At 58.7% G+C, this 18,069-nt stretch carries 10 protein-coding genes and 2 tRNA genes; 11 read left to right on the forward strand and 1 reads right to left on the reverse strand.

Annotated features, from left to right (window positions below):
• Position 1 precedes the first annotated feature (1 nt).
• From OZX64_RS01275 to OZX64_RS01305, 7 genes are all read left to right on the forward strand, one after another.
• Positions 2-898: a carbohydrate ABC transporter permease gene (locus OZX64_RS01275; RefSeq protein ID WP_277173262.1), complete on the forward strand. Its 897-nt coding sequence runs from the start codon at positions 2-4 to the stop codon at positions 896-898.
• A 217-nt stretch (positions 899-1,115) separates the two neighbouring features.
• The gene (locus tag OZX64_RS01280) at positions 1,116-2,009 is read left to right on the forward strand and encodes a hypothetical protein (RefSeq protein ID WP_277173264.1); all 894 of its coding nucleotides are present in this window, start codon (positions 1,116-1,118) and stop codon (positions 2,007-2,009) included.
• A 122-nt stretch (positions 2,010-2,131) separates the two neighbouring features.
• Positions 2,132-5,509, forward strand: coding sequence for a family 78 glycoside hydrolase catalytic domain (locus tag OZX64_RS01285; RefSeq protein WP_277173266.1), 3,378 nt, complete (start codon positions 2,132-2,134; stop codon positions 5,507-5,509).
• 161 nt (positions 5,510-5,670) lie between these two features.
• On the forward strand, positions 5,671-7,194 hold the full coding sequence (gene gltX, locus OZX64_RS01290) for a glutamate--tRNA ligase (RefSeq protein ID WP_277173268.1): 1,524 nt from the start codon (positions 5,671-5,673) through the stop codon (positions 7,192-7,194).
• Between the two features lie 516 nt (positions 7,195-7,710).
• Positions 7,711-7,783, forward strand: a tRNA-Glu gene (locus OZX64_RS01295).
• A 42-nt stretch (positions 7,784-7,825) separates the two neighbouring features.
• Positions 7,826-7,897, forward strand: a tRNA-Gln gene (locus tag OZX64_RS01300).
• A 119-nt stretch (positions 7,898-8,016) separates the two neighbouring features.
• On the forward strand, positions 8,017-9,348 hold the full coding sequence (locus tag OZX64_RS01305) for a metallophosphoesterase (protein ID WP_277173271.1): 1,332 nt from the start codon (positions 8,017-8,019) through the stop codon (positions 9,346-9,348).
• 374 nt (positions 9,349-9,722) lie between these two features.
• On the opposite strand, the gene OZX64_RS01310 is transcribed toward OZX64_RS01305, so the two are convergent.
• Positions 9,723-10,547, reverse strand: a complete 825-nt coding sequence (locus OZX64_RS01310) for an IclR family transcriptional regulator (RefSeq protein ID WP_277156414.1) — start codon at positions 10,545-10,547, stop codon at positions 9,723-9,725.
• A gap of 170 nt (positions 10,548-10,717) precedes the next feature.
• Between OZX64_RS01310 and leuC the strand changes: the two genes are divergently transcribed.
• The 4 genes from leuC to dnaB all read left to right on the forward strand — a co-directional run bounded on the left by leuC (position 10,718) and on the right by dnaB (position 17,949).
• Entirely contained in the window at positions 10,718-12,121 is a 1,404-nt protein-coding gene (gene leuC / locus OZX64_RS01315; protein WP_277173273.1) for a 3-isopropylmalate dehydratase large subunit, read from the forward strand.
• Between the two features lie 325 nt (positions 12,122-12,446).
• Positions 12,447-13,127, forward strand: a complete 681-nt coding sequence (leuD, locus tag OZX64_RS01320; RefSeq protein ID WP_277156412.1) for a 3-isopropylmalate dehydratase small subunit — start codon at positions 12,447-12,449, stop codon at positions 13,125-13,127.
• A 946-nt stretch (positions 13,128-14,073) separates the two neighbouring features.
• Positions 14,074-15,399: a UDP-N-acetylglucosamine 1-carboxyvinyltransferase gene (murA, locus tag OZX64_RS01325; protein ID WP_277173275.1), complete on the forward strand. Its 1,326-nt coding sequence runs from the start codon at positions 14,074-14,076 to the stop codon at positions 15,397-15,399.
• 1,110 nt (positions 15,400-16,509) lie between these two features.
• On the forward strand, positions 16,510-17,949 hold the full coding sequence (dnaB, locus tag OZX64_RS01330) for a replicative DNA helicase (RefSeq protein WP_277157474.1): 1,440 nt from the start codon (positions 16,510-16,512) through the stop codon (positions 17,947-17,949).
• The last annotated feature ends 120 nt before the right edge of the window (positions 17,950-18,069 follow it).

The raw sequence follows: 18,069 nt of genomic DNA on the forward strand, positions 1-18,069 counted from the left end.
GATGTCCACACAAGCAGTTGCTCCTCAGATCAGTGAGGTTTCTCCTGATATCCCGTTCAACAAGAAGCGCAAGTCCCCGCTGAAGATCGTCGGCACCGTCATCGGCTATGCCGCGATGCTCGCGGTGGCCGCGTTCACCTTGCTGCCCTTCGTCTGGATGTTCCTCTCGTCGGTCAAGCCGAACAACGAGGTCTACGCGATTCCGATCAAGTGGTTCCCCTCGGTCTGGCAATGGCAGAACTACCTGAATATCTGGACCAAGTCCGATATGAAGGTATGGATTCTGAACACCATCTTCTTCGCCGTCATCGTCACGGCCCTGCAGGTGTTCACCGGTTCGTTCGCCGCCTATGGCTTCTCTAAGATTCCGTTCCGCGGGCGCACCACCCTCTTCCTCATCTACATCGCCACCATGGCCGTGCCGTGGCAGGCCTACATGATTCCGCAGTTCAAGATGATCTCCGCCGTCGGCCTTTCCGACACCCGCTGGTCCATCATCCTGCTGCAGGCCTTCGGCGCGTTCGGCGTGTTCATGATGAAGCAGTTCTACGACACGATTCCCGAGGACCTCTCGGAGGCTGCAAGGCTTGACGGCCTGAGCGAGTTCGGCATCTACTGGAAGATCGTCCTGCCGCTTTCCGGCCCCTCGATCGCGGCGCTGGCCATCATCACCTTCACCAACACCTGGAACGACTACATGGGTCCGTTGATCTACTTGCGCAGCCAGAGCCTCTACACCATCCAGCTTGGCCTGAAGCTCTTCATCTCGCAGTACAACGCGGATTACGCGATGATCATGACCGGTTCCGTCATCTCGGTGCTCCCGATCATCATCGTCTTCCTCATCGGCCAGAAGCAGTTCATCCAGGGCATTGCGACCTCCGGTATGAAGGGCTGATACCGCAGTAGTTGCCAAATGTTGCCGTGGGCTGTCTACGGCACTGAACAACACCACAACAGTGAGAATCCGGTGCGTGCTTGTTGCAGTGATTTCATTGCGGCGCGCATCGGATTCTTTTTTCTTGTCTCTATATTGATAGGCAACTGCATAAGGCGATAGGCTTTACGATGGCGGGTTTCGGAACGATCCAAGGGCCGACGCGGAAGGGAAGTGCATGATGGCAGCTTCTTCAAATGGCAAGAACCAGAACCTTGGTCACGCTTTCGGGCTGATTGCGGGCGGCGTCTACGTTTTGCTCATGGCGGGATGGTGCATATTCGTCGGCATCATTCCCCTGATTGCCATCTGGGTGGTGGTGCAGGATGTGGATTATTACCCGGCTCTCACGCTTGCCCTTGTCCTGAGCTCTCCCGGCATCGCCGCGGGATTCGCGCTTTTCCGCGACCAACCGACGTTGTTCGGCCGTGCCAGCAAACGCCGGGTCCGTATGTTCGATGAAGGCTATCGGCCTCCCGACTGGATTGCCGGTCCCTACGTCCCGCCCGACGACAGCGCGGCCTGCATCCGCCCGTATTTCCGCGCGTTCATCCGCTTGCTTCCCCGGGCGATCGCGCAAGGGGCGATTTACGGGTTCTTTATCTTCACCTTCTCCTATTCCATGCAGATCATGGTCAAACTCGGCTTTGGCGCGTTGATGGTGCCGATGCTCTGCGTCTGCATTGTGTTCCTCATCCAATCGTTGCTGGTCTCGTTGGTGCTCGTGGTGGAATATCCGCACGCCAAGTGGTACGCCATCGTCAAAAACGGCGTGCTGCTTTCGGCACGAAGGATCTATATGATCGTCATCAGCGGCATCGCGGTGGTCGGGTATTTCTGGGGGATGGCGAGTTCGCCGATTGTCACCGGCCTGCTGTTTACCGGCGTCATCTGGTATGTCGTCTGGGCTTCGGCCCGTTGGCAGGCGGACGTGCTTTTCGAGGCGTTGGCCCGCGAATCCGATGACAAGAAACTTATCGAGCTTTATACCGGCGATAGCGAGAAGCCTGCCGGCAATGGCGGTGGCGGCATGTCCGGCCTCTTCTCGGCGATGAGCGATTACCGGCAGTGAGGCTGTCGGGGTTAAGGTGCCATGAAGCGTTCGGCGGTGGCGGTGCGGCCGGTGAGGCCGTATATCCAACGGTCAGACGCTGGGCAGGAACGTTATAAAAAGACCAAAATAGGGGAATGCAAATGAACGACAAAGCGGTTGCGATGGGTTCCGGCAACAACGATGAGATGGAGGCGGCAAGGTACGTCGACAGCAACGATACCAGCGGAATCGGCCATGCCGATACTATCAACGGCATCGGCGATACTATCAACGGCATCGATGGTGCGGCGAAAGAATCCCGGCCTTACGGGCTGATGACGGCACTGCGTGACGATGCGCTGGGCATAGTGCAGACCAAGCCGCGGCTGTGGTGGCAGGTCCCCGTCGTTCCGGGCGTCGGCGGTCTGCAGCTGGCTTACCAGATTCAGCTCACTTCGAGCGAGGACGGGTTTGGCTCGCCGGCCGTGCGTTCCACCGATGAGATCGGCTCGGCGCAAAGCACCGCGGTGCCGTGGCCGTTCGAGCCGCTGAAAGCGCGCAGCGTGAGCTTCTGGCGGGTGCGGGTCAGAATTGGCAGTTCGGCTACAGGCGGGTCTGTGCTCTCTGATTGGTCTGAGCCGAAAAAGGTGGTCGTGGGGCCGCTGGAAGCGAAGGATTGGGATGGGGCCGCGGCCATTTGGACGCGCGGCGGCTCGCTCATCCAGTCGCCGACTCCCGGTCCGACGCTTGCCGCGGATGCCGTGTTGTCGTTGCGTCTCAAGGTGTTGGGTTCCTCGGCCGGCATTTTGGTGCGTTCGGCCGTGGATTGTAACGATGGGTTCCTGTGGCGTCTCGATGCTGCAGACCATGCGTTGCATAAAATGCATATCCACAACGGCCATGAACGCGCTATCGGTGTTGCCGCCGTGCCCGATGGCATCGACCTGCATGATGAGTTCGATTTGCGGGTTGCCGCTCAAGGCGAATGCGTGCGCACCTTCATCAACGGCGTCGAAATCGATGTGGCCGAGGGCATCACCAAGGATGGTGCGGCCTACGGTTTCAAGATGGGGCAAGGAGAATCGGTGGCCGTCAGCAGCGCCTCGATCGCCCTTATGCCGCAAGCGCAGAATCCATCCGAAGCGTCTGATGGAAAGGCGATTTCGGCCGCCGCCGGCCATGAACCGCCGCGAACCATGGATGCGCATGGTGCCGGTGAGCAGCTGTTCGCTGTGCAATATCACGAGGGCTGCGAGGTGCCGCCTTACGCCAAACTCGTCGACGGTGCGATGGTCGTGCCGGAAGGTTCATTCGGGTTGCTGGGAGACGCGCTGCCGGGAGATTACTGGGCCTTTCTTCGCCATGAGTTTGACGTGCCACAGGGCACAATCACGGGAGCCTATCTCTACGTCGCCGGCCTGTCGCCGTTGGGCGCTCGACAGCATGTGTACCGCGCGTGGGTCAACGGCGGTTTTGTAGGTGTCGGCTCGAGCCGACAGGCCGAGGGACCGGCCTACGAGACCTATGATGTCACTCGTCTCATCAAGCCGGGCGATGCCAATGCCATCGCTTTGCAGGCTTGGGCCCAGGCGGGTGGTCGCGTGCAGGCGTTGCTTGATGTGCGCTACGACGATGGCCGGGTAGCCACCTTCGTCACCGGCCCGGATTGGCAGGGCAGGCCAGGGCTCGACTGGATGCCCTGGCATGGCGATATGAACGAGACCGTCAACTATTTCGTGGCTCCCCGCGAGGACATCGACGCGCGTCGCGAGCCGTTCGGGTGGAAGGCTGCGGGCTATAGAGGAGAGGACTTCCGTCCGGTTCAGACATTTGCCGGTATTGAAGGGCTGCGCGCCGACGAGTCCCTCGCTGTCCGGGGAGTTGAAATACCGACGATCAAACCCACCATGCTTTCACCCGGCCGCTGGCTGTTCGACACCGGCATGGAACGCAGCTATTCGGTGCGTTGCCATATCGACGTCCCATCCGATTTGGCGGGCACGAAGCTCACCTTGCGCATGGGTGAGGAGCTCAACGGCGACGGTTCCGCGCGATTCCACTTGCGTGGCGGCATCCGTTACGAAGACACGTGGATCTTGCGCGCCGGCGAGCAGGATATCGAACACTGGGGTTATCGCTGTTTCCGATACCTTGAAATCGACGCCGACGAGCGTCTCGACCTCGGCAATGCCATCACGTTCGTCGATTTGGTGGCGCCTGAGCCGGAACAGGTCGCCTCGTTCGCATCCAGCGACAACACGCTTGATGAGGTGTGGCATCTGTGCGCCAACACGTTAAGCGAAAGCCGCGCGGACCTCTATATCGATACCCCGACCCGGGAGCGTATGCCGTATGAGGCCGACCTGCTGACGCACGGCCGCGGCGAGATGGTCTACGCGCGTTCCTATGACTTGGTGCGCAAAACCAGCCGGTACTTGGCGCGCAATCCCGGCAAGTTCACCGAATACAAGTTCATGACCATCCAGATGGCCTATCAGGAATATATGGAGACCGGCGATCCCGACGAGCTTGCGCGCGATTTCGGGCTGTATGAACGTGAGCAGGGGCTGCGCTGGCTCAACGACGACGTCCTGATCGAGAAGGACCGCAAGACGCCCGAGAACGATGATATCGTCGACTGGCCGCAGCCTTCAGAGATTGACGGTTTCGACTTTACCCGCGTCAACACGGTGGTCAACGCTTGGCAATACGGGGCGTTGCGTGCGCTCGCCGCTGCCGCCGGGGCGGTGGGGCGAAGCGATGACGCCCGGCGGTATGGCGTTTTGGCCGATCGCATGCGTGAGGCGATGAACCGGGAACTTTTCGACGCATCAGCGGGCGCTTACCGCGATGGGCGGGACACGAGCCATACTGCCATCCATTCGAGTATGTATGCCGCCGCTTTCAGCGTCCCCGCCGGGCGTGATGACGCGCGCCGCGTGGGTGAATGGCTGATGGCCGGCGGCCGTTTGGACGATACCGTGCCGGTCAGCTGCAACGCGGTCGGCTGGCTGGTCGAGGCGCTCTACCGCACCGGCCAGGACCAGGCAGCGCTGGATGTCATGCGTTCGCACAGCGCGACTTCGTGGTGGTCGATGATGCATCGTTGGGGTGCCACGCAGACGATGGAGGCATGGAACCCCGAAATCAAGCCCAACACCTCATTCGCGCATCCCTGGGGAGTGACGCCGATTGTGGAGATTGCACGGTGGGTGCTTGGTGTCAATGTGACGGCTGCGGGCGGCTCCTGGATTGTCGTTGCGCCCCATCCTGCCGATCTGGACGAAGTGCGGGGCGATGTAATGACGATGCACGGGCCGGTTTCCGTCGAAATTAAGCAACGGGAAGCCGCGATGATCACGGTCAAGGTTCCCGGCAATACGAAGGGTATGTTGCGTTGGCCGCTTCAGGGCCACACGTTGCAGGATGTTGCCGTCACATATCCTGATGGCCATGAGGCCGATAAAACGGCAAGCGCGGACGGCGAGACCCTCGTGGTGCCACTGAGTCCCGGTACCACCACGGTGGCGGTCGGCTGAAAAGACGGACGGATGGCGGACGGTGCTGTGGCATTTTGTGCCGGGCCTGCCGGTCTCATCAGTCGAGATGAACAAGCGGGTCATACGCCGAGTGCGGCGGTGGCCCGTTTGTCGTATTCTTTTCTGCCTCTCACGTCAATCACGCGCGGCATAATGGAGATATGACTGAAAACTCAACTGATTCACGACCTGAACTGCCCAAAGATGTCCGTGTCCGCTTCTGCCCGTCGCCCACCGGCACCCCGCATGTCGGCATGGTGCGCACCGCCCTCTTCAACTGGGCCGAGGCGCGGCATACGCATGGCACCTTCGTCTTCCGCATTGAGGATACGGACAACGAGCGCGATTCCGAGGAAAGCTACAACCAAATCATTGAGGCTCTGAACTGGCTGAACATCGACTGGGACGAGGGCATCAACGTCGGTGGCCCCGACGGCCCGTACCGCCAGTCCGAGCGTGGCGACATCTATCGCGATGTCGCCCAGAAACTGCTTGACGCCGGATTCGCCTACGAGTCCTACTCCACTTCCGAAGAGATCGAGGCGCGCAATGTCGCCGCAGGCCGGCCGAAGGCCTTTGGCTACGACGGCTATGACCGCAACCTGACCGAGGAGCAGAAGGCCGCTTTCCGCGCCGAGGGCCGCAAGCCCGCGCTGCGCGTGAAGATGCCCGACGAGGACATCGCCTTCGACGATCTGATTCGCGGCCACATCGAGTTCAAGGCCGGCTCTGTGCCCGATTACGTCATCGTGCGTCCCAACGGCGATCCGCTTTACACGCTGACCAACCCGGTTGACGACGCGCTGATGCGCATCAACGTGGTGCTGCGTGGTGAGGACCTCCTGAGCTCCACCCCGCGTCAGGTCGTGCTCTATCGCTACCTGATGAAGATCGGCGTGGCGAAAGAAATGCCGCTGTTCGGCCACATGCCCTACGTCATGGGCAAGGGCAAAAAGAAGCTTTCCAAGCGCGACCCGGAATCCAACCTCTTCCTGCACCGCGACAACGGCTTCATCCCCGAAGGGCTGCTCAATTATCTGGCCCTGCTCGGCTGGTCGATCGCGCCCGACCGCGACGTGTTCAGCATGGACGAGATGGTCGAGAAGTTCGACATCCGCGACGTGAAGGCCAACCCGGCTCATTTCGACATCGACAAGGCCATCTCCATCAACGCCGAGCATATCCGCATGCTTGAACCGCAGGACTTCCTCAACCGTTCCGTGCCGTACCTGCACCGCGACGGCGTGGTTTCCGCTGATTCGTGGGATAAACTGACCGATCGCGAACGTACGATCTTGACCGCTTCTGCACCGCTGGTCCAGCCGCGCGTGCGCTTGCTCGGCGAGGTCGCCGGCATGGCCGGAAGCCTCCTGAGCGAAGCCGAATACATCGAGCCTGCCGATGACGCCCGCAAGACGCTCAAGGATTCCGCTTCTGAGGTGCTCGACAAGGCCATCGCCGCGCTCGCCGAGGTTGCCGACGCCGATTGGAAGACCGATAACCTGCACGAGACGCTTAACAAGGCGCTGGTCGAGGACGGCGGTTTCAAGCCGCGTCTGGCGTTCGGCCCGGTGCGCGTCGCCATGTCCGGTCGCCGTGTCTCGCCCCCGCTTTTCGAATCCATGGAGATCGTCGGCAAGCCGCTGACCCTTGCCCGTCTGAAAGGTCTGCGCGAGCATCTGTAAGCTCGTATGGCCTGTGACTTCCCGCTAGGAAGCCATTCGTACAAGAGTCCGTTTACTGGCATGAAATTCCCAATTGCTGCTGGTAAGCGGACTTTTAGCATGGCTGTGGTGCTGTTTACCAGCATTAGTTTGTATCGTGCGCACGTTGCTGCTGGTGAACGGACTTTTAGCACGGCTGTGGTGCCGTTTTCCAGCATTAGTTTGTAGTGTGCGCACGTTGCTGCTGGTAAACGGACTTTTAGCACGGCTGTGGTGCCGTTTTCCAGCATTAGTTTGTAGTGTGTGTGCGTTGCTGCTGGTAAACGGACTCTTGTGTGTAGTCATGTGCGGTTTTCCAGCACGAAACTATGAGTATTGCATTCGTTGGTTGCTGTGCGGCTGATCTATGGCGGAAATACGGGGTTGGTCGGCAGAGGTCAGCGGCATTTGGCATAGTGCAACACGCCGGGTTGCGCATGGCCGGGGTTTTCGCTAGACTATTTGTTTGTTGCCTTGGGAAGGGCAGCGAATAAGTTAGCCTCCATCGTCTAGCGGTCTAGGACTACGCCCTCTCACGGCGCCAACACCGGTTCAAATCCGGTTGGAGGTACGAAGTGCTATAGTTGCTAATCGGCTACAGCACCAAGCCAATTGGGGTATGGTGTAATTGGCAACACGGCTGATTCTGGTTCAGTTGTTCTTGGTTCGAGTCCAGGTACCCCAGCAAAGATGCAAAAGCCTCGCAGCTTTTAAGTTGCGGGGCTTTTTACTATTGTAAGATAGTAATTCCGGTAATGATACTGGTGATAGTGGTGGGATTGTCAACGACACGAAGGTGGAATCATGACTGATCAGACACACGGAACGCATGATCTTTCGTCAAAGCCGAGAATTCAGCCGGTTCAGGAGGGTGACACCCGGCCTGTTTCGGTTTCGGTGCGCCTTGGTCGCCTGCAGTTTCACGATTCCGGCAAATTCCGCGTTTTGGTGTTGGCGGATATCCAGGACGGGCCGAAGGTGAACAAAGACACCATCAAGCTCATCAAGGCCGCACTCGACAACTCTCGTCCAGATATCGTTATTTTTTCCGGCAACCAAATTGCCGGTTATGACCAGGCCTATGCGAAAACGTTCCGCAAGCGCACGTGGACGCCGCAGAAATGGCCAATGGGAGCGGAGGCGACCAACCAGCGCGACACGGAGCTTGAACATACCCGCGAGCTGGTGCGACAGGAGATTTCTCAGTTCCTTTCCCCTCTGATCGAGCGTCACGTTCCATGGGCCGTCACTTACGGCAACCACGATTTTCAGTGCGGGCTTTCCAATGCCGAACTTGATGAGATTTATCGTGAATTTCCCGGGTGCCTGAACCCGGAACCTCCCATCAAGCGTTCGGATCGCCCTCGCAAGCAGCCCGGCAGCGGCTTGCCTGAGCAGTATATCTATCCTTGTGAGCCGGGCACGTTCGTTCTGCCGGTCAGCGAGGACCACAAAAGTGACAACGTGCTTGGTCTGGTGATGTTCAATTCAGGCGATTACGGCAAACTAGGTGGTTACGGAGCACCGAGCCAGCGGGCGCTTGATTTTCTCAAGGTCGCACCGGGGCTTGTGGGAGCCAAATCGATAGTCTTCCAGCACATCCCGGTACCGCAGTATTACGATTTGCTCAAAGAAGTTCCGGCCACCGCCGCGCACGCCGTAGAAGGCTACCGTACATTCGCCGGCCACAATTACGTCATTGACGAGACCAAGACGCTGCCCGGCAGTTTCTTGGGGGAGGGTATCAGTTGCCCGGACGTCGATACCGGCGAATTCGATATCCTCAAGTCGACCGGCGGCTATTTCGCGCTGCTGGCCGGTCATGACCACCGCAACCGTTTTGTCGGTTCCATCGGCGGCCTGACGCTTGTGGCCACACCGACCTGCGGCTTCGGCTCCTACGGTCCGGCCCCGGCCCAGCGTGCCGCGCGTCTTCTCGAATTCGATATCCGTCACCCGTACGAGCCGCGCACCCAACTGCTTGAGTTCGGCGATCTGGTCGGCAAAGCGAGTTCCGGCAAGGCCTATACGTACGCACTCAACGGCACTCCCGACGCCGCGAAAGAAGGCACGAACCTTCTGCGTCGTCCTCGCCTTCTAGCCCAGATTCTGCGCAAAATGCATCTGAAGAAGTAGCAACTTTTATGACGCTAGCGTGCGATTAGTGCGTTTTGGAGCCGCTAGGCTGTACTTTTTTGACGGTGGTGTCGAAAACATGCGTTTTGGAGCTGCTGGGCTGCATGTTTTTGACGGTGGCGTCGAAAACATGCGTTTTGGAGCCGCTAGGCTGCACATTTATGACGGTGGTGTCTGAATGGTGCGTTTTGGGGCCACTGACTTGCTCATTGAAGATGCCGACATTGTAGGCGCCGATACTTTTCGCTTGGCGATTTTGGCGTGCGAGTCAGCGCAGTTGCACTTCAGAGATAAAAAATAAACCCCATAGCTGGTGTTGCAGACCATGGGGTTCCTGATTTATTCACCGATGTAATGCATATATGCGCGATATTCTACCGCCCGGCGCTGGCCTTCATCAGTGCGTTGGTCAGGTATTTGCCGCCGGCCATGACGTACGGGGCGTAGCGGCGGCCCGGCGAGGGGCCCATGCGGCCGGAGGGACCGGAAATGGAGATGGCCGCGATGACCTGGCCGGAAGAGTTGCGGATCGGCGCGGAAACCGAGCAGACGCCCTCTTCGCGCTCGTTGACCGAATCGGCCCAGCCGCGGCGGCGTACGGTCGCCAACGTGGAAGTCGTGAATTTGGCGTGGCGCAGGCCCTGATGCAGTCGCTCGGAATCCTCCCAGGCGACGAGGATCTGCGCGGCGCTGCCGGCCTGCATCGAAAGCATGGCACCCACGGGGATGGAATCATGCAGTCCGCTCGCCCGCTCGACGGCGGCGATACACACACGCTGGTCGCCTTGGCGGCGGTAGATCTGTGCGGATTCTCCGGTGCGGTCCAGAAGCGTCTGGAGGATTGGCCCGGCAGCCGTCAGCAGGCGGTCTTCGCCGGCGGCAGTGGCCAATTCGGCGAAGCGCGACCCCAGGATGAAACGACCGTGCTGGTCGCGCAGAACGAAACGATGACGCTCCAGCGCAATCGCCAGTCGGTGTGCGGTAGGCCTCGCAAGTCCGGTCGCGGCAACGAGTTGTCCTAATGTGGAAGGCCCGCTTTCCAGGGCTTCAAGAATTTTGACCGTCTTATCGAGGACCCCGACCCCGGAATGAATCTCGTCATGAATCGAAGCATGATTCGAGTTTTGGGCGGCATTGCCGGTTGGTTTGGGCGCGCGTATGGTCCGCGCCTCTTGGGGATCCTGTGATAATGAGTCCATACATGAATATTATACAGTGGGGTCTATCACTTTATCCATCTCAAAATATGAAACAACAATGTCCATATTGTTGACAAACGCCGATACTCGGAATTACATACAGCCGCAAAAATCCGCGCGGCGGAAGTATCGACGGGGTCGCGGCCCCAAAAGCGACGATAGGAGGTCGTATGGCAAGCACATTGGCACAAAAAGTCTGGGCTGATCACCTGGTGTACCAGGGCAAAGACGGTGCCCCGGACCTGCTCTACATCGACCTCATGCTCATGCACGAGGTCACCAGTCCGCAAGCATTCGAGGGCCTGCGACTGGCCGGGCGCAAGCCGCGTCACACCGACCTGCTGATCGCCACCGAAGACCACAACACGCCCACGGTCGACATCGACAAGCCCAATCCCGACGAGACCTCCGCCAAGCAGCTGACGACGCTGGAACGCAACTGCAAGGAATTCGGCGTGTTGCTGCATCCGTTGGGCGACGCCGACCAAGGCATCGTCCACGCGTTCGCACCTAATCTGGGGCTCACCCAGCCGGGCATGACTATCGTTTGCGGCGATTCGCACACCTCCACGCACGGCGCGTTCGGGGCGCTCGCCTTCGGCATCGGTACCTCGGAGGTCGAGCATGTCATGGCCACGCAGACTTTGTCGTTGAAGCCGTTCAAGACCATGGCCATCAACGTCGAAGGCACGCTGCCCAAGGGCGTCACCGCCAAAGACATCATCCTTGCCATCATTGCCAAGATCGGCATCGGCGGCGGGCAGGGCCATGTTATCGAATACCGCGGCGAGGCCATCCGTTCGCTTTCCATGGAAGCACGCATGACCATCTGCAACATGTCCATCGAAGCAGGTGCGCGTGCGGGCATGATCGCCCCCGATGAGACCACCTTCGAATACCTGAAAGGCCGCCCGTACGCGCCGACCGGCGAGATGTGGGACAAGGCCGTGGCCTATTGGAAGACGCTGCGCACGGATGATGACGCCACCTTCGATAAGGAAGTCACCATCAACGCTTCCGACCTCGCGCCTTACGTCACTTGGGGCACCAACCCCGGCCAGGGTGCGCCGATTACCGCCGACGTGCCGGATCCGGCCGCGATTGCCGATGCCGATCAACGTCAAGCCACGCAATCCGCGCTGGAATATATGGGCTTGAAGCCCGGCATGCCGATCAAGTCGATTCCGGTGGATACCGTCTTCATCGGTTCCTGCACCAACGGCCGCATCGAGGACCTGCGCGCCGCTGCGTCGGTGATGAAAGGTCATCACAAGGCCGATTCCATCCATCGTGTGTTGGTCGTGCCGGCCTCGTCGCGTGCCCGCCTGCAGGCCGAGGACGAAGGACTTGACAAGATTTTCAAGGACTTCGGTGCGGAATGGCGCAACGCCGGCTGCTCGATGTGCCTGGGGATGAACCCGGACAAGCTCGTGCCCGGCGAACGCTCGATCTCGACCTCGAACCGCAACTTCGAAGGCCGTCAGGGCAAGGGCGGGCGCACGCACTTGGCTTCGCCATTGGTCGCCGCCGCCACCGCCATCCGCGGCACGATCTCGAGCCCCGCCGACCTCTGAGCGTCGATTCTCGAGGCGCTGATGGCAGCCGCCCACTCTCCGACTACTGGAGGTTTTGCGACGCTTTGGAGCCAAGAGGCGTCGCAAATCCTCCGGTTCGATCTGTTGTTGGCGGTTTTGCGACGCGAAGGTAGCCTTGAGCGTCACGAATCCTCTGGTAAAGCTTTCTACTGGCAGGTTTACGACGCAAAAGTGGCTTATAGCGTCACAAATCCTCCAATAAGCAAGGTGCGAAACGTCGGAGCAAGGCGATGAAATCGCTTGGTCGGCGGTCATTCTCAAATTATCTAGTTATATAGGCATTGACAGTAAAGGAAGCAACATCATGGAGAAACTTACACAGGTCACCGGCGTCGGCGTCCCGCTTCGGCGCTCGAACGTCGACACCGACCAGATCATCCCGGCGGTCTTTTTGAAGCGTGTCACCAAGACGGGCTTCGAGGATGCGCTGTTTTATGCGTGGCGTCGTGATCCGGAATTCATTTTGAACAAGCCGGAATACCGCAACAAGGGCAAGATTCTGGTTGCCGGCCCCGATTTCGGCATCGGCTCGTCACGTGAGCACGCCGTGTGGGCACTGCGCGACTACGGGTTCCGTGTCATCATCAGCCCGCGGTTCGCGGATATCTTCTATGGCAATACGGCCAAGAACGGCGTGCTCGCGGCCATCATGCCGCAGGAGAACGTCGAGCTGCTCTGGAAGTTGCTGGAGGAGGATCCCGGCCGTGAGATGACCGTCGATCTGGGGGAGCGCACCGTGACTTGCGGCGACGTCACCTTGCCGTTTGATGTCAACGATTACACGCGCTGGCGCCTGATGAACGGCTACGATGACATCGACCTCACCTTGCAGCACGAGGACGCCATCGCCGACTACGAGAAGATGCGCGCCCAGCGCTTCCCCTTCAAGCCCAAGACATTGCCCGCGCGCCATGATCCGGAGCAGCCGGTCAAATCCGCTCGTCCCGTGGATGATTCTAATTGGGCAGGACCGTTAGGCGCGTAGCCCTGTGGGCTGCGTGCAGGTCCTGCGTGGTCTCGCGATTCTCGAGCGGAGCCACAAGGTATTGAGCCTATTCCCGTTAGGGAATAGTCGATAATTGCGGGAACTGGACCGTTAGGTGCGTAGCCCTGTGGGCTGCGTGTAGGTCCTGCGTGGTCTCGCGATTCTCGAGCGGAGCCACAAAGGATTGAGTCCGCTTTGAAAAAGCGGTCCAAAATTGCCGTTCCGGGATGTTAAGCGCGTAGTTCTGTAGGACAACACCTAGGTCCTGCGGGGTTTCGTGATTCTCAATCGAAAGCTGCAGAGGATTGATCCTATTCCCGTTAGGGGATAGTCGATAATTGCGGGAAACGGGGCCGTCAGACGCATGGTTCGACAGTTTTGTGAGTTTGACATACAACCGTAGGCGCGGAATTGAGTAGGATCTGTGAAATTCGTTCTGAGAAGCCATCTTGGTGCACCAAGATCCTAAAAAATGAGTGATTTGCGCCTAAATTCTCCTTTAACAGGGTACTTGGTGCACCAAGACTGTCGATATTCGTTAATATATGTGAAATTTGAGTTTTAAAGGGCTGCTTGGTGGCACCAACATGACTGAAAAATGGAGATTTATGTAGTAATTGGGTTGTATGGGGCTGCTTGGTGGCACCAACAGTAGTAGAGGATTTGCGAAAGAGTGGGGCGACGAAATCGACCGGAGCGAATAATTGGCGGGTATGCAGCAACTCCGTTTCATCTGCGGCACAATGAGCGAGCGGCAAGAGCCGGGGAATCGACAGAGCGCATTGTTGCGAGTGTCGTGTGCGGTGAAGGGGTATTTCTGTTCGGCCTCGGGCGCATTTTCGGGGGAGCTTTACGTGACCACCACAACCTCTGTGGCACACTGGGTATGAATGAGTAATTAGCGTGCTCCGCGTAGCATAAACAGTGATGACGAAAGAGGCTGATTGTGGCAGATACTACTGAGGATGTCCTGCACGTCGAAGGCGGCAAACCGCTGGGCGGCACCATTAAGGTGCGCGGCGCCAAGAATTTCGTGAGCAAGGCGATGGTGGCCGCCTTGCTTGCGCCCGGGGTATCCATGCTCAAAAACGTTCCCGAGATCCGCGATGTCCACGTCGTCTCCGATTTGTTGCGTCTGCACGGCGCGACCGTTGACTGGGATGACGCCAAGGGCACGTTGAAGATCGACGCGACCAACGTCCGTCTTGCCGACGTGGCAGATGTGGACACGCTCTCCGGTTCCTCGCGCATCCCGATCCTCTTCTCCGGTCCGCTGCTGCACCGCCTGGGTGAGGCGTTCATTCCACAGCTTGGCGGATGCAATATCGGCGGCCGCCCCATTGACTTCCACTTGGAGACCCTGCGCAGGCTTGGCGCCAACGTCGACAAGGAACACTCCGACGGCATCCACATCACCGCGCCCGACGGCCTGCACGGCGCGAAGATCCATCTGCCGTACCCGTCCGTGGGCGCCACCGAGCAGACGCTGCTCGCCGCAGTCCAGGCCGAAGGCAAGACCGAGCTTTCCGGTGCCGCCACCGAGCCCGAGATCATGGATCTGGTCGCTGTTCTGCAGAAGATGGGCGCCATCATCTCCGTCGACGTCGATCGCACGTTCCGTATCGAAGGCGTGAAGACCCTCAAAGGCTTCACTCATACCGCGCTGACCGACCGTATCGAAGCCGCGTCTTGGGCCTCCGCCGCGCTTGCGACCCACGGCGATATTTTCGTCAAGGGCGCCACGCAGCCCGAGATGATGACCTTCCTCAACGTCTACCGCAAGATCGGCGGCGAGTTCGACGTCACCGACGAAGGCATTCGTTTTTGGCATCCAGGCGGCGACTTGAAGCCCGTGGCCATCGAGACGGATGTGCATCCCGGCTTCATGACCGACTGGCAACAGCCGCTTGTTGTCGCGCTCACGCAGGCCAAGGGTCTGTCGATTGTGCATGAAACCGTCTACGAGAACCGTTTCGGTTTCACCAAGCCGCTGGTCAAGATGGGGGCGACCATCCAGCTCTACCGTGAGTGCCTGGGCAGCTTGCCGTGCCGCTTCCAGCAGCGCAACTACAAGCATTCCGCCGTCATTTTCGGACCCACGCCGCTCGAGGGGCGCGACATCGATGTGCCGGACCTGCGCGGCGGCTTCAGCCACCTCATCGCGGCGCTTGCAGCCAAGGGGCCGTCGAACGTGCAGGGCATCAGCCTTATCGATCGTGGTTATGCGGATTTCCGCGGCAAACTCGCTGCGCTTGGTGCTGATTTCGACTGAAACGCACGTTTTCTGTTTATCTGCGATCTCCCCGCTGGGCCTGCTGGCGGGGAGATTCTGTATTTTCGTACGATGCGAGGCGAAAACATCAAATTGTTCGCCGGATTCGCCTGGTTTGCCTGCCTTACCGCTTTGGTGAATCGAGCAGAGTATGGCGACGAGATTCGACAGTGTGGTTGAGGTCTTGCGTGGAACCTTTGCGTCGGTGGTCAAATATTCTGTCTGGTAACAGCCAGTCTCGCTGCCAAGAATTTTTGAGACATAATAAAGTTATTTTGTCGCTAAAGATGGCATGTGGACAAGTTCGAGAATCGTTTTCTCGAAAACCGAACCGGCTATCACAAGATAAGATATAATGCAAATCGCAGATCGTAGGAGGGTTCTCTATCCCCACGTTGTACACAGAGTTATCCCCATGGTGTGGATAACTTTGTGCATTATCCCCAGTGACACGCCCAAAATGTGGATAACTCTTTTTTCTTGTCCACATGGAAAAGTCCGTGCGTGTCAGTACGGGAACCCACAAAATCGAGATTTTTCGCTCAGCCAGATAGCGCGAATTGCGAAATGCGAATCACGAATCACGAATTGCGAATTACGAATCACGAATTGCGAATTGCGAATTACGAATCACGAATTGCGAATTGCGAATTGCGGATTGCGAATTGCGAATTGCGGATCACGAATTGCGAATTGCGAATTGCGGATCACGAATTGCGAATTGCGGATTGCGAATTGCGAATTGCGGATCACGAATTGCGAATTGCGAATTGCGGATCACGAATTGCGAATTGCGGATTGCGAATTGCGAATTGCGAATTGCGGATTGCGAATCGCGAATTGCGGATCACGAATTACGAATCACGAATCGCGGATCACGGTCGATGTAAAGTCTGCGCCTTTCCTGGCATTTCCACACATAAGCGCGACGGAAGAAATATTGAGTATCCCGAAAATGTGTTTTTTCTTAGCGTCAATGTGCTGAACCGCGAAGAAAGGCGAATTGATCGACGTGGGCATGTTCGCGCTTCGACAGCGTGTTGTAGAGCTTTCGGAGGAAGGGCGCTCGAAACGCTGATTTTTTATGGCAGACTGGTTATGCTTGACGGCATGGCTGACGGAAAATCCTGGGATTCGACGCGCTCGAACCGCGACTTCAACACACGTAAAGATAGCTTTAACGGCGACACTTCCGCAAACAACGCGACGCTGTTCGACCGTATCCCGCCGCATGATGACGACGCGGAAATGGCCGTGTTGGGCGGAATGCTGATGAGCAAGGATGCCATCGGCGAAGTCTCGCAGATGATCGACGTCACCGATTTCTACCAGCCCAAGCACCAGACCATCTACGAAGCAATCATCACGCTGTTTTCGGCCTCGGAGCCCGTCGACGCGGTGCTGGTCGCCAACACGCTCTTAAAAGACGGCAATCTCGAAAAGGTGGGCGGCGCTGATTACCTGCACAGCCTGGTGGCCGCCGTACCGACCGCGGCCAATGCTACGTATTACGCCGAAATCGTCCACCAACGCGCCATCCTGCGCAATGTCATCGCCGCCGGCACGAAAATCGCCCAGCTCGGCTATTCCGCGGAAGGCTCGCAGGCCGAAGACGTGGTGAACCTCGCCCAGTCCGAGGTCTACGAGATGAGCGTCGGCAAGGTGCGGCAGGATTACGAGGCCATCGGCCCGGTGGTCCACGACGCGCTCGACCAGCTCGACGCCCTGCAGAACGGCACCATCGAGAAGGGCGTACCCACCGGCTTCAAGGGCATCGACGACGAGACGCAGGGCCTGCAGCCCGGCCAGATGATCGTGGTCGCCGGCAGACCTGCAATGGGCAAGTCGACGCTGGGCGTGGACTTCGCGCGTTCGGCCGCGCTGCACAATAACCTGACCACCGTCATCTTCTCGCTCGAGATGAGCAAAACCGAGCTGGCCCAGCGTATCATCTCCGCCGAAACCGGCATCCCGCTGGTCGCTCTGCGCCGTGCGGACAACGACAGCCTGACCCCGGAGCGCTGGAACACGCTGAACGATTTCTGGACCGCGATGCAGAACGCGCCGCTGTTCCTCGATGACAGCCCGAACATGAGCCTGATGGAGATTCGCGCGAAATGCCGCCGCCTGAAGCAGACCAACGACTTGAAACTCGTGGTCATCGATTACCTGCAGCTGATGAGCTCGGGCAAGCAGGAGGAGAGCCGCCAGCAGGAGGTCTCCGGCTTCTCGCGTGCGCTGAAGCTGCTCGCCAAGGAGCTTGAGGTGCCGGTGGTCGCGCTTTCTCAGCTCAACCGCGGCCCCGAGATGCGTAACGACAAGAAGCCGCAGCTCGCCGATCTGCGTGAGTCCGGCTCCATCGAGCAGGACGCTGACGTGGTCTTCCTGGTCCACCGTCCCGACTTCTACAACGAGGAAGATAGGCCTGGCGAGGCTGACATCATCCTGGCCAAGCACCGTAACGGCAAAACCGGCACGTTCCCGCTCGCCTTCCAAGGCGAATACTCCCGCTTCCACGATATGCCGCAGGATTTCAACCAGGGGATCTGATGGTCGCTATACCACACAAAGCCCTTCGGCCAATCGTCGGTTCAGCGGGTACGGTTATAGAAGGTCGATGAATCATGAATATTCGTGACAATAATGCAGACATTTCTGCCGGCGATAAGG

Source organism: Bifidobacterium sp. ESL0704, assembly GCF_029392075.1.
Lineage (GTDB): Bacteria > Actinomycetota > Actinomycetes > Actinomycetales > Bifidobacteriaceae > Bifidobacterium.

Coding starts and splice junctions, on each gene's coding strand:
- gltX (WP_277173268.1), top strand. CDS start 5,671: ATGACTGAAAACTCAACTGATTCACGACCTGAACTGCCCAAAGATGTC.
- OZX64_RS01285 (WP_277173266.1), top strand. CDS start 2,132: ATGAACGACAAAGCGGTTGCGATGGGTTCCGGCAACAACGATGAGATG.
- OZX64_RS01305 (WP_277173271.1), top strand. CDS start 8,017: ATGACTGATCAGACACACGGAACGCATGATCTTTCGTCAAAGCCGAGA.
- OZX64_RS01310 (WP_277156414.1), bottom strand. CDS start 10,547: ATGGACTCATTATCACAGGATCCCCAAGAGGCGCGGACCATACGCGCG.
- OZX64_RS01275 (WP_277173262.1), top strand. CDS start 2: ATGTCCACACAAGCAGTTGCTCCTCAGATCAGTGAGGTTTCTCCTGAT.
- leuD (WP_277156412.1), top strand. CDS start 12,447: ATGGAGAAACTTACACAGGTCACCGGCGTCGGCGTCCCGCTTCGGCGC.
- dnaB (WP_277157474.1), top strand. CDS start 16,510: ATGGCTGACGGAAAATCCTGGGATTCGACGCGCTCGAACCGCGACTTC.
- OZX64_RS01280 (WP_277173264.1), top strand. CDS start 1,116: ATGATGGCAGCTTCTTCAAATGGCAAGAACCAGAACCTTGGTCACGCT.
- leuC (WP_277173273.1), top strand. CDS start 10,718: ATGGCAAGCACATTGGCACAAAAAGTCTGGGCTGATCACCTGGTGTAC.